The 12,784-nt window shown below is 47.3% G+C and carries 12 protein-coding genes and 1 pseudogene; 3 read left to right on the forward strand and 10 right to left on the reverse strand.

What is annotated here, in order from left to right; all coding sequences use genetic code 11:
* Positions 1 to 36: 36 nt before the first annotated feature.
* Together tlpB (MHH91_RS15550) and tlpB (MHH91_RS15555) are read right to left on the reverse strand one after the other, a co-directional pair.
* Positions 37 to 2,025, reverse strand: a complete 1,989-nt coding sequence (gene tlpB / locus MHH91_RS15550) for a methyl-accepting chemotaxis protein TlpB (RefSeq protein WP_013353349.1) — start codon at positions 2,023 to 2,025, stop codon at positions 37 to 39.
* Between the two features lie 184 nt (positions 2,026 to 2,209).
* A complete protein-coding gene (gene tlpB / locus MHH91_RS15555; protein ID WP_013353350.1) occupies positions 2,210 to 4,195 on the reverse strand; it encodes a methyl-accepting chemotaxis protein TlpB in 1,986 nt (661 codons plus the stop codon).
* Between the two features lie 142 nt (positions 4,196 to 4,337).
* On the opposite strand from tlpB (MHH91_RS15555), the gene MHH91_RS15560 reads away from it, so the two are divergent.
* Positions 4,338 to 5,075, forward strand: coding sequence for a protein-glutamine gamma-glutamyltransferase (locus tag MHH91_RS15560; RefSeq protein ID WP_013353351.1), 738 nt, complete (start codon positions 4,338 to 4,340; stop codon positions 5,073 to 5,075).
* 17 nt (positions 5,076 to 5,092) lie between these two features.
* Here the strand turns inward: MHH91_RS15560 and MHH91_RS15565 are convergent, their stop codons facing one another.
* From MHH91_RS15565 to MHH91_RS15595, 7 genes and pseudogenes are all read right to left on the reverse strand, one after another.
* Positions 5,093 to 5,344 (reverse strand): hypothetical protein, encoded by a 252-nt coding sequence (locus MHH91_RS15565; protein ID WP_013353352.1) that lies wholly within the window; start codon positions 5,342 to 5,344, stop codon positions 5,093 to 5,095.
* Between the two features lie 31 nt (positions 5,345 to 5,375).
* On the reverse strand, positions 5,376 to 6,401 hold the full coding sequence (locus MHH91_RS15570) for an NAD(P)H-dependent flavin oxidoreductase (RefSeq protein ID WP_038463280.1): 1,026 nt from the start codon (positions 6,399 to 6,401) through the stop codon (positions 5,376 to 5,378).
* Between the two features lie 24 nt (positions 6,402 to 6,425).
* A pseudogene (locus MHH91_RS15575) lies at positions 6,426 to 6,815 on the reverse strand (secondary thiamine-phosphate synthase enzyme YjbQ); the annotation flags it as partial.
* A gap of 122 nt (positions 6,816 to 6,937) precedes the next feature.
* A complete protein-coding gene (locus MHH91_RS15580) occupies positions 6,938 to 8,596 on the reverse strand; it encodes a glycoside hydrolase family 13 protein (protein ID WP_013353354.1) in 1,659 nt (552 codons plus the stop codon).
* Between the two features lie 90 nt (positions 8,597 to 8,686).
* Positions 8,687 to 9,976 (reverse strand): hemolysin family protein, encoded by a 1,290-nt coding sequence (locus tag MHH91_RS15585; RefSeq protein ID WP_013353355.1) that lies wholly within the window; start codon positions 9,974 to 9,976, stop codon positions 8,687 to 8,689.
* Between the two features lie 42 nt (positions 9,977 to 10,018).
* Positions 10,019 to 10,696: a zinc metallopeptidase gene (locus MHH91_RS15590; protein ID WP_013353356.1), complete on the reverse strand. Its 678-nt coding sequence runs from the start codon at positions 10,694 to 10,696 to the stop codon at positions 10,019 to 10,021.
* 46 nt (positions 10,697 to 10,742) lie between these two features.
* The gene (locus MHH91_RS15595) at positions 10,743 to 11,006 is read right to left on the reverse strand and encodes a hypothetical protein (RefSeq protein WP_013353357.1); all 264 of its coding nucleotides are present in this window, start codon (positions 11,004 to 11,006) and stop codon (positions 10,743 to 10,745) included.
* Positions 11,007 to 11,139: 133 nt separating this feature from the next.
* Between MHH91_RS15595 and MHH91_RS15600 the strand changes: the two genes are divergently transcribed.
* Both MHH91_RS15600 and MHH91_RS15605 read left to right on the forward strand, forming a co-directional pair.
* Entirely contained in the window at positions 11,140 to 11,394 is a 255-nt protein-coding gene (locus MHH91_RS15600; RefSeq protein ID WP_013353358.1) for a protein mistic, read from the forward strand.
* Positions 11,391 to 12,377, forward strand: a complete 987-nt coding sequence (locus MHH91_RS15605) for a potassium channel family protein (protein WP_013353359.1) — start codon at positions 11,391 to 11,393, stop codon at positions 12,375 to 12,377. Before MHH91_RS15600 ends, MHH91_RS15605 begins: the two co-directional genes overlap by 4 nt.
* Here MHH91_RS15605 and MHH91_RS15610 read toward each other — a convergent pair.
* The gene (locus MHH91_RS15610; protein WP_013353360.1) at positions 12,374 to 12,778 is read right to left on the reverse strand and encodes a YugN-like family protein; all 405 of its coding nucleotides are present in this window, start codon (positions 12,776 to 12,778) and stop codon (positions 12,374 to 12,376) included. The two genes, MHH91_RS15605 and MHH91_RS15610, sit on opposite strands and share 4 nt — an antisense overlap.
* Between the last annotated feature and the right edge of the window lie 6 nt (positions 12,779 to 12,784).

The following is a 12,784-nucleotide window of genomic DNA, read 5'->3' on the forward strand; positions in this document are numbered from 1 at the left end:
CTTTTTACCTATCTAAAAGTAGTCTTTTAGACTTAATTAAGAGTTTATCTTAAAACGTTTTGTCAGCCCGCGCAATTCTTCAGCCATTTTTTCGAGCGTGACGGCGGATGAACTGATCTCCTCCATAGACGCAAGCTGCTCTTCAGCTGAAGCCGCAATGTCCTGTATGCTTGCCGCGCTTTGTCTGGAGACGGCCGCGATATCCTCTGAAGCGTTTGAGACTTCCTGAGACCCGGCAGAAAGCTGTTCCACAGTTGCATTCATATTTTGCAGTTCACCGGCAATCTGATTGGTTTTGGCGGAGATGTCCCGGAAGCTTTTTTCCGTTTCGTCCGTTAGCTGCAGGCCGCTTTTCACCTCGTGATTGACGGATTCCAGCATTCCGAGCGATGTATGAATTTCTTTAACAATTTCATGGATTAAGGATTCGATTTCTTTCGCTGAATCGGCTGATTGGACGGCAAGCTTTCTCACTTCCTCTGCGACGACTGAGAAACCGTGTCCGTATTCTCCCGCTCTTGCCGCTTCTATGGCCGCATTTAAGGCGAGAAGATTCGTTTGATCGGCAATGCCATTAATGACGCGCAAAATGCTGGTGATGTCTTGCGACTTGAGCTCAAGCCCTTTTACGACTTGTTCCGCTTTACTGACGGAGTGATCAATGGTGCCCATCTGCCCGGCTGTTTTCTTGACAAGCCGCTCTCCGGCGACTGATATCTCCGCCGATTCAATTGAAGTTTCCGTCACAACGGCTGCTGCTTCCGCCAGATCGCTGAGTCCGTCTTTCATGTCATTCACTTGGGATGTCGCTTTATCAATGCTGTCACTTTGGTCTTCCGTTCCATTAGAAAACTGTTCAATCGCAAGGGTGATATGTTCCGTCGCTTTGCTCGTCTGCTCAGCCGAAGCCGTCAGCTCTTCTGAGGAAGAAGCGACATGTTCAACAGAGTCCTGAATTCCCTGAATAAGGGACCGGAGTGAATCTGTCATATGATTAAAACTTTTACTGAGCACACCAAGCTCATCTTTGGAACTGACATCAATGGTTTCCGTCAGATCTCCGCTGCTGATTCTTTCCGCTGAAGCTACGAGGCGTTTCAGCGGTTTTGTAATAGAGCGGATGACAAAATAAATGAAAATCATTCCTGCGGCAACCGCTATCGCCAATATGATGACGGCTATGGTCAAAACAGGTCTGGCCGCATCCTTAATTTCATCAACGGACATGGTTCCGCTGATCTTCCAGCCTGTCGCTTTATTGGTGACGTAAGCCATTTTTTTCGCTTTTCCGTTCAGCGTATATTCAAAATCGCCTTTTTCCCCGCTGTATAATGTATCAACCCATTTTCCCGATACCGCCGCGCCGGCTTTTTCATTACTGTAGGCAACAGCTTTTTTATTTTTGCTGAGGATAAAGGCGTATCCTTCTTTTCCGATATTGACTTCTTTTGTCATCGTGATGAGATCGTCGATTTTAATATCAATGGCGACGACGCCTGATCCGTCTTGCGCGGCACGGGCCATGGTGACGACCATCTTTTTGTTTGAGATGGACTGATAAGGGTCCGTGATGATGGTCTGGCCTTTATTCTCCATGGCTTCTTGATACCAGCTTCTTTCAAGCGGATTGAAATCGGCCGGCATATCGGCATGCGGATAACGTGTAAACGCGCCTTCCTTGCTGCTTGAAAATATGGCTGCCGCTTTATCATTGCTTTCAATAAACTGCTTGAATCTTTCTTTCATTTCCGTTTGGTTTTTTTCTTTAAATTTTGCGCTTGTCGCCCATTCGCTGAAATATGCTGAGCTTTTTGTAAACGTTCCGATCCGGTCATCAATCATATTGTTTAAGATTTGCACATTCCCCTCAGCGCTTTCCATCATTTGATTTTCAACGGATGAAGCCGCCGAACGGTAGGCACTGGCAGCCAATACTGCTACCGGAATGAGTAAGATCAGTAAAAATGACAAGATGAGTTTTCTGGCTATTGATTTTTTTGCGATGTTTTTTGCTGTTTTTCTCAATTTTGTAAACCTCTTTCAATTATTTACTGTTTATATCGGCGGACTCCCTTTTTATTACATTGAAAATTTAGTCATAAATGAAAAATAGTTCTATATACTCTCTTTTAAGGTGAGTCTTTTTATTTAATTCTCTGCCTGCCTCCATAAAAAAAGACGCCTTCCATCCGGAAAGCGTCCTTTTGTACTAGTTGATTTTAAATTGTTTCGTTAATTCCCGCAGTTCTTCGGCCATTTGCGCCAACGTATCGGCGGATGTGCTGATTTCTTCCATAGATGCAAGCTGTTCTTCTGCGGATGCGGCAATATCCTGAATACTTGCCGCGCTTTCTCTTGATACGTCCGCAATATCGGTCACTGCGGCTGAGACGTGCTGAGAGCTGTCTGACAGCTGTTCAACCGTGCCGTTCATTGATTGAAGCTTCTCGGCGATGTCGTTTGTCATGCCGAAGATATTCTGGAAGCTTTCTTTCGTGCGGTCCGTCACGGCAAGTCCTGATTGAACTTCTTCATTAACGGATGTAAACATGTGAAGCGATGTATTAATCTCAGCTGTAATTTCCTGAATGAGTTTTTCTATCTCTTTGGCAGAACCTGCAGATTGGACGGCCAGCTTACGCACTTCTTCCGCGACCACTGAGAAGCCTCGTCCGTATTCACCGGCTCTTGCCGCTTCAATGGCTGCATTTAATGCAAGCAGGTTTGTCTGATCGGCAATGCCGTTAATGACTCTTAGTATATGAGTGATGTCTTTTGATTTGGCTTCAAGCCCTTTCACAACAGCTTCCGCCTGCTGAACGGATTGATTGATGAGATTCATCTGCCCGACGGTTTGCTGCACATATTCTTCCCCGGTGCCGGCAGCTTCTTTCGATTGTTTAGATGCTTCCGTAATGGATGATGATGTGCGGGAAACGGCTGCGAGCCCTTCATTTATATGATTCAGCTTGGCTGAACTTGATTCTACTTTTTCGCTTTGTTCTTCATTTCCGTTTGAAAACTGCTCAATTGCCATAGTAATGTGCTCCGTCGCTTTGCTTGTCTGCGAAGCTGAAGCGGTCAGCTCTTCCGATGAAGCGGCAACGTTGTCGACAGAGTTTTGGATCGCGCTTATAAGTCCGCGCAGAGATTCTCCCATTTCATTAAAACTTGCACCGAGTTCGCCCAATTCATCTTTCGAGCGGATTTCAATGGTTTCGGTCAGGTCTCCGCCGCTGATTTGTTTAGACGAGCGGACAAGCCGTTTCAGCGGTGATGTAATGGATCTGACAATCAGCAGAATTAAAATTCCCCCGATGATAATGGATGCTGCAAGCACGATCATTCCCATCGTCAGCACCGGTTTTGAGGCGTCTTTAATTTCGGTGAGTTCCATACTCCCCTCTATTTTCCATCCGGTTAGTTTATTTGTCGTAAACGCCATTTTTTTATCTTGATTATCAAGCTTGTATGAAATAATGCCGCTGTCTTTGCTGTATACCTCATTCAGCCACGGGGTTGATACTTTATCACCCGGTTTATGGTCTTTATGCGCGACGTAAGTCTTGTTTTTAGATGTTATAAACACGAAGCCTTTTTTCCCGATTTTGATTTCCTGCATTTGCTTCAGCAGCTGGTCAATCGTAATATCCATGGCCACTACGCCCGTTCCGTCCTGCATCTGCTTTGCTACGGTGACAACCATGCTGCCGTCGTTTGCAGCGATGTAAGGATCAGTGACAACGAGCGTGCCGCCAGCCTTCACAGCGTCTTTATACCATGCGCGTGTTCTCGGATCGTAATCGGCCGGAACATTTTCCTTCGGCGCCTGTACGTAGCTGCCGTCTTCCGTTCCTCCGTAAATACGAGCTGCGTCCTTATGAATAGACGTGTATTGCCCGAACTTTTCTTCAAGTTCGGTTTTATTTTTTTTAGAGAATGATGAACCTTTTAAGGTTTCACTGAAAAATTCAATCGCCTTTGCTTTTGCGCCGATATCATTTGTAATGGTCGAGTTAAAAGAGTCGATGTTATTTTTCGCGTTGCCTGAAATCTGATCATCCAGCGAATTGCTCGCCGTATGGTATGAACTGAATTCCAACACGAGAATCGGTATGATTAAGATCACGATAAATGAAATGATTAATTTCCGTGAAATCGATGCCTTTGTACACCAATTGATGAATTTTTTCATATTAAGCTTGCTCCCTCATATGTGATACCTTATATATCGGCTCCTCCTTCACATTTTGTTAACATTTCCCCCTTTTTTATGACTTGATTTTCATTGCCCAAGCCTCCTGCATATCTTATAAAAAAAGAGAGGGGGCGTGCAGATGATTATCATATCCGGCCAAGTGCTTCGGCCCCAGGACATCGCGAACTGGCAGACGGAAGAAAGCCTTGTTCCGTATTTAAATGAACTGATCAATTCTCCCGTACAATTCGATTACGGGTCAATTACTGAACTGATGTTTGAAGCACGGCTGCGGCGCCATATCGTGGAGGCTGCAAGAGAACTGCACGGATCAGGCGCAAAATTTGCAACTTTCGCCAAAACATACGGAAATACGGCTTATTGGAGAGTGACGCCGGAAGGAGCTCTGGAGCTGAAGTACAGAATCCCCGCTTCCAAAGCGATACGGGATATTATTGAAAACGGGGCGTTTTATGCATTTGAATGCGCTACCGCTATTGTTGTGATTTATTATCTGGCCGTCTTAAAGACGATCGGTGAAGAACGGTTTGACCGCCGTTTCCGGGATATTACTTTGTATGACTGGCACTATGAGCACCTGCCGATCTACACGGAAACCGGCAGACACTTTTTACGGGGAGATTGTTTATATTTTAAAAACCCTGAGTTTAATCCCGCAAAGGCCCAGTGGCGGGGAGAAAATGTCATTGTGATGGGGAATGATCAATATTTTGCCCACGGTCTCGGGATTCTGACCGCTGAACAAATCATCCAGAGATTGAATTCTTTAAGAAGAAAAAATGCCGTGCAGTCAGCTTATCTGCTTTCTCAGGCGACAAGGCTTGATGCGCCCGCGCTTTATCAGATCATGCATTAAAACAATCCCATCGTCTGTCATGGTGACGATGGGATGTGAAATGCTTTTCTTTTTCGGTAAAAAGCGGTCGTGCCGAGCGCTTGGTTTGCCGCCCATTCAAACTTCTCTAAGTCATGGCGGGTGACGGCTCTGTCCCGTCTGCTCCATTTAATGGTCCGGACAAAGTAATACCCTTTAATCGGCGCCATGGTGACTTTGGAATGCGGAAAATCTTCAAAGACAAACTCAATATTCCCTCTTTTTTTATAGGACATTTGAAGAATCTTCATCATCCATCACCTCACAGCATCGTAATTATGATCAGCACAAAGCGTCCAAAACGGTTTTCACGTCTGTCGGCCCTTCAAGTTTTGCGGCGGACTGGCCTGCCCATAAAGACATATGCTCCGCGTCTCCTGATTGAGCCGCATGCCCTCGCATCGGCTTTGTCAGCGTATTATGCAGCGGATAGGGCAGCGTTTTCCCCTCATCAGCTTCATATGTTTTCATGAACTGATTCACGATTCCCCGCGCCTGTTTTCCCGAAAACAATGTGGTCAGCCGCGTGTCGGCTCCTTTTGATTCGGCAATGGCTTTTTGATATGCCGGCGAGGCGCTGCTTTCTTCACAAAGGAGAAACGGTGTGCCCACTTGAACACCGTCCGCACCCAAACATCGGGCTGCCTGCACCCCGCGGCGGTCAAAAATGCCTCCAGCCGCAATGACCGGGATTTTCAGCGCGTCTTTAGCCTGCGGAATCAGTGCCATAAGGCCGAGAGCCGGTTCTCCTTTAACCGGCAGAAACGATCCGCGATGCCCGCCGGCTTCTATTCCTTGAAGGATAACGGCGTCCATTCCCCGCTCTTCAAAGGCCTTCGCTTCCTCCGGCGTTGTCGCGGTGCCGAAAAGGAAACAGCCGCTTTTCTTCAGCTTTTCTGCCGTTTTTTCCGGCGGCAGGCCGAAGGTGAATGAGCACGCTTTGACCCCGTAACGGATCAGAAGCTCCGCTTTTTCCTCAAAATCATTCCATTCTTCTTTCAAATCGGAGAACGGCTTGGCGTCATTTGCCCTCGGGATGCGCGCTTTCCATTTTTCAACCAGTTCCTCCTCAGGCATCTGCCTTTCTTCCGGGACGAAAAGATTCACTTGAAAGGAGCGGTTCGTCAGGTCTTTCATCTCGATAAGCTGTTTTTCAAGCGCCTGCGGACTGACGTATCCTGAAGCGAGACTTCCGAGCGCCCCTTCATTTGATACCGCTGATGCCAGGCGCGGTGTGACAAGCCCTCCGGCCATCGGCGCCTGGATGACGGGCTTTGTCAATGATAATGCGTCCATCCACTCACTCATTGTGATTTCCCCCGTTTCAGCCTGTATTTTGATATAACATGTTCTGTTTCTCGGACCGTCAAATTCGCAAAAATAAATGCCCTGCCACGTTCCGAGAATCAGGCGCCCGTCTTCAATGATGACATGCTGGGAGGCGCCCGTTGTACTCGCTTTCATATGCGCCGCCGTATTTCCCTCCATATGCCGGTCCAGTTCATGCTCCCACGGATACACTTCATCAAACCTTCTGAGCATATCCCTTTTCACATCCGGATCGGCATTTTCATTTATGGTAATGCCGGCTGTGGTATGGGGACAGTATATTAGCGCCAAGCCGCTTTTTACGCCTGTTTCGCGGAGAAATACTTCGGCTTCATGCGTGATGTCGATCATTTCATCCCGTCTGTTTGTTTGAATCTGCAATTTTTTCAGCATATGAATGCCCCTTCCTTTTTTTCTCTTCCTTTCCCATATTCGTTTCTGTATTTGTCTTTTCCTGTCGGATCGCGATGATAAACGCAGATCACAAAAAACTTCAGTCTCGGAACTGAAGTTTTTCACCATACATATACGCGGGCTTCATAAGGCTTTAATAGAACAGATGTCACATGCCGATGCGCTGTTGTTTCCATGTTTGCGAGCACGAGCGAATCGGAATCAAGCGGATAACCGGGATGCCTGTATAAGGCGGGGGTTTTGGACAGATTGGTGATGATCAGGGCGGTTTCCGTTCCGTCTTTTCTTACATAGGCATAAATCTGCCGGTCCTCCGGAAGCAGCAATTCATATGTTCCGCTGATCAATACGTCATGTTTTTTTCTGAGGGCGATCAGCCGTTTGTAGAAATGGTATACGGATGTTTCATCCTGCATTTGCGATGCAGCGTTCAGCCATGTGTGATTCGGGTTCACCCCGAGCCACGGGGAAGCATCAGAAAACCCGCCGTTCGCCGCGCCGCTCCATTGCATCGGTGTCCGTGAATTATCCCGGCCCTTTTTCCAGATGATTTTCATCACTTTTTCATGCGGAACACCGCGGGACGTCTCTTTTTCATACAGCTGTTTGCTTGCGACGTCGTCGTAATCTTCAATGGATGGGAACGAAACATTGGTCATGCCGAGTTCCTGCCCCTGGTAAATAAACGGCGTGCCTTTCATCAGCATATACATCGCCGCGAGTGCCTTGGCGCTTTCTTTCAAAAGCCGTTCGTCACCCCATACCGAAACGGAACGGGGCTGGTCGTGATTCTCCATAAATAACGCATTCCAGCCCTTACCTTCCAGACTGTTCTGCCAGCCGGACAAGACGCGCTTAAGCGCCGGAATACAGATACTTTGATTCTCATCCGTATCCCAGAGACCGAGGTGTTCAAATTGAAAAATCATATGAAAGACGCCGTTTTCTTCACCGGCCCAATCAGCCGCCTCCGCAGCCGTCACTCCGTTCGCCTCGCCGACCGTCATGATCGGATAGCGTGAAAATGTTTCCCGCTTCAGCTCTTTCAGGAGATCCATGATGCCTTCCCCATTCATATGATACGGGAAGGACGGGACATACGGGAGACCGTCCGGATTCGGCATATCAGGGAGACCTTCTTTTTTCTTAATATGAGAAATGGCATCCACCCGGAAGCCGTCTATGCCTTTATCAAGCCACCAGCGGATCATTTCATAAACAGACTGCCTCATCGATTCGTTTTCCCAATTTAAATCGGGCTGTTTTTTGTCAAACAGGTGAAGGTAATACTGATTTGTCCCTTGATCATATTCCCATGCCGATCCGCCGAAAATACTTTCCCAATTGTTCGGCTCTTTGCCGTTTTTTCCGTCTCTCCAGATGTACCAGTCCCGTTTTTCGGAATCCTTCGCTGAGCGGGATTCGATAAACCAAGGATGCTCATCACTTGTATGGTTGACGACGAGGTCTATAATCAGCTTCATGCCGAGCGCATGAATATCCGCGAGGAGCCGGTCAAAATCCTTCATCGTCCCGAATTCGCCGGCAATTTGTTTATAATGCCGAATATCGTAGCCATTGTCCGCGCCCGGCGAGTCAAAAACGGGACAAAGCCAGATCACATCCGCCCCCAGCTCTTTTATGTAATGAAGCTTTGCTCTGATCCCGTTAATGTCGCCGATTCCGTCTCCGTTCGAATCCATAAAGCTTCGGGGATAAATTTGATAGACGGCCGCCGTTTTCCACCAATCCGTTTTCATACCGCCACTCCTTTCATTACAGCATATGAAGGAGCGGGATGAAGAAGCATTTTTTTCAGAAAAAAAGCCTCATTGCAAAAAGCAGGAGGCTCAGAAATCAGTTTTTTTAATTTCAACAAAGCGGATATGGTGGTCTTCAGCTTCCAGCACCTTGAATTCACACCCTTCGGCATGAAACACGTCGCCGTTTTTCAGCTCCATTTTTTGTGTTAAGAGCCATCCCGCGATCGTGTCAATGTCTTCATTTTCGATGGCGATATCAAGGAGGTCATTCACCTCTTCTATCAGCGCTTTGCCGTCCATCACATAATGGTGTTCGCCTTTTTTGACGATGTGCGGCATTTCATCCTGGTCATATTCATCGCGAATTTCCCCGACGATTTCCTCCAATATGTCTTCGACGGTCACAAGCCCCGCCGTACCGCCGTATTCGTCAACGAGAATCGCCATATGAATCCGCTCCTTCTGCATGCGGATCAAAAGTTCCTGGACCGGGATGCTTTCAATCACTCTGATGACCGGACGCATAATTTCTTTTAATTCAATGGAACGGCCGAGAAAATACGCCTTAAATAAATCCTTATTGTTAATAATGCCGAGAATGTGGTCTTTGTCTTCCTTAATAACCGGATATCGCGTATACCGCTCGTTGATGATCAAATGAATGGCTTCATCAACTGACTGGTCAAGCGAGATGGCGGCGATTTCGGTGCGCGGCACCATAATTTCTCTGGCGACCCGGTTATCGAATTCAAATATTTTGTTGACGTAACGGAATTCAGATTGATTGATTTGACCTTTTTTATAGCTTTCGGATAAAATCACCCGCAATTCCTCTTCACTGACAACGACTTCATGTTCTTTCACTGAATGAAAGCCGAACAGTTTGACCAAAAATCCGGCCGAGCCGTTTAACAGCTTGATAAACGGATACATCACTTTATAAAAGAGAATGAGCGGTTTCGCCGTCCACAGACTGACGGCTTCGGCTTTTTGAATGGATATCGTTTTCGGTGCAAGTTCGCCGATGACGACGTGCAGATACGTGACGGCGATAAACGCCGCAATAAACGTGACGACGTGCGTAATGGATGACGGCATTCCGATCAGGCTGAAAACAGGAAGAAGAATCCGCTGAATCGTCGGTTCACCGAGCCAGCCGAGTCCGAGCGCCGTAATCGTAATGCCGAGCTGGCACGCTGATAAGTACTCATCGAGATTTGAAATAACCCTGTGCGCCGCAAGCGCCCGGCTGTCTCCGGTTTCAACCAGTTCCGCAATTTTTGATCCGCGGATTTTTACGATCGCAAATTCCGCCGCCACAAAGATGGCCGTTAATCCGATTAACAGCATAATGAGAATCAGTTTTAATATAAGCAAAAAAACCCCTACCGCAAACGGTAAGGGGCCACCTCCTTCGTGTTAATTCTCATTACGACCGTTTAAGAAAATCATCACAAAACGAAGCAGCTCGAATAATGAAACGAGCGCCGCAGCCACATACGTCAGCGCGGCGGCGTTCAGCACTTTATTCACGCCGTGTTCTTCACTGTTGCGAATGAATCCTTCCGACACGATAATCCGCTTCGCCCTCGCGCTGGCATTAAACTCGACAGGCAGCGTGACAAGCTGGAAAAAAACAGCGGCAGAGAATAAAATAATGCCGAGTCCGATTAAATTCAAGCTGCCCAGGAGCATCCCGCCCAAGAAAAGCAGAGGGGCGACCCCGGAGGCAAAATTGACGACCGGAAAAATTTTGTGTCTCAGCACAAGCGCGCCGTATGATTCCTGATGCTGCAAAGCATGTCCGACTTCATGGGAAGCGACGGAAATGGCGGAAATGGAGCGGCCGTAATATACCGGCTCAGATAAACGCACCACCCGTTCCGTCGGGTCGTAATGGTCTGTTAAAGTGCCTCTTACCGGTTCTACCGGCACATCATATAAACCGTTTATATCAAGAATCCGTCTTGCCGTTTCCGCCCCCGTCCGCTGACTGGAAGCTTCCACGTCTGAGTATTTCTGAAAATTGCTTTTCACTTTAAATTGTGCCCAAAACGACAATCCCAATGCAGCAATTGTTAAAAAGACAAACAGCATATTATCCTCTTCCTTTTTCTCTTATATCGTACGAACTGCTTATATATTATTTTAATGAATGGCCGCTTTCCTGTACAGAAATCCGCTTCTTTTTTCTGACAGGAATCAAACCTGCGAGCATGATCAGAAAACACCCGGCCATTGCAGTATAAAACGGAAACGTGCCAACGGTCCCCTTTGCAAAAGCAAGCCATGAAAAGCCGCCGGACATATGATTGTATCCATTCAAATCGAAAATAAGCAATACGGCCGCTGAAGCGAGCAGCTGCGCTCCGGCCAGCGCCGCCAGCACTTTTTGAATGACTGTCATCTGACTCACCCTTTTTCGGTCCGTTTCTTTATCATATGAAAAAAACCGGGTGAATATGTTTTCGCCGATTTTTGAAAGACATCAAATGAACTGGGACATACTGTATAAAAAAAAGATACAGGTGTGATCCATCATGAAAGTGACAAATGGCGAAAAAGAACAGCTGAGCAATGCGATAGACAGAATGAATGAGGGGCTTGACGTCTTTATCCAGCTCTATAATGAATCGGAAAACGACGAACCTCTCATTCAGTTCGAGGATGAGACGGCCGAGTTAATCAGACAGGCGCGTGACTCATACGGCCAGGAACAGCTGAACGAAAAATTAAATACCATTATTAAGCAGATTTTGTCCATTTCTCTGTCGAAGGAAGAGCCGGACGAATGAAATCAAACCGTATCTTTATTTCCTGGCTGAGATGGCCGTTATATATTCGGATCGGATTGATCATTATCGCCTTGATCTTATTGTTCGGTCAATTGATTTACATGCTTGAACCGAAGCAATTCACGTCTGTGTTTGAAGGGATTTGGTGGGCGGTTATTACAGTGGCTACGGTCGGCTACGGCGATTACGTGCCCCAGACGCCGCTCGGGCAGATTGCCGGCATGGTGCTTGTATTAAGCGGAGCGAGTTTTGTGACCGCCTATTTCGCCACGCTTTCTTCAGCCGTGTTCAGCAAACAGCACCGCTATGTCGAAGGAAGGGTCGCCTTTAAAGGCAAGGGGCACGTCATTCTTGTCGGATGGAATGAGAAATCACATATGCTTCTGAAAGAGCTGCAGCACTTCGCACCATCAAAAACCGTCGTCCTGATCGATGATTCATTACGAGAAGGGCCGCTTATTGAGAACGTCCATTTCATCCGCGGACACGCTGCTGACGACGGCACGCTCAATAAGGCGAATATTACGGAAGCCGATACCGTCATTCTGACAGCAGACCAGCAGAAGAATGAAGCGGAAGCTGATATGCTGTCGGTATTAACGCTGCTCGCCATCAAAGGGCTGCATCCGTCCGTGTATTGTATCGTAGAAATTTTAACGGAACGGTATGTCAAAAACGCCGAACGCGCCGGAGCCAATAAGATTCTGTGCACATCACGGCTGTCGAGCCGGGTGATGTTTGAGCATTACCGGGTCAAGCTGCAGCTTGCCAAACCGCAAACGCTGTCCGATCTGACGCTGGAGAAAAAGGTTCGCATCATTCCCGTCCCCGAGGAATTAAAAGGCTTATCTTATTATGATTGTGCGCTCTATTATCTCAAGCGGAATACCACGATCATCGGCATACAAAAAGAAGAGGGGCCGATGCTTACCCCTCCCTTGTCATACCACGTGCTCAGCACTGATCTGTTTTTGGCTCTTTAATGCAGCAGAACATCTTCAAGCTCTTTCACGAGTGAAATGCCGATATCGATATATGAACGGTCAATTGCTGCATCCCGGCGTTTCGGCTCGGAGAATTGGTTGAATAATGATTCAAAAACACCGCCGCCTGCTGTATCATCCGTTTCCTGCTGATAGACGTGCCTCAGCAAAAAGGGCGTGCCGATTGTAACGGCAGCCCCCCGTTCATCCAGCCGTCCTTTATTTGCTTCAACAGGGATACGGAGAAATAAATAGCCGTCCTGATCGGAAATTTTATAATCAAAGAATCCCCGGTCATACTCCCAGCCGCCTCCGATGGTATAACCGATCGGTTTCAGCACCTGTTCCAATTCGCGGAATAAAAAAGATTGCCCTTCAAGTGAAGATGGTATGCTGATCATGTAAAT

This window comes from Bacillus sp. FSL K6-2819 (assembly GCF_038008305.1).
GTDB classification, from domain to species: domain Bacteria; phylum Bacillota; class Bacilli; order Bacillales; family Bacillaceae; genus Bacillus; species Bacillus amyloliquefaciens.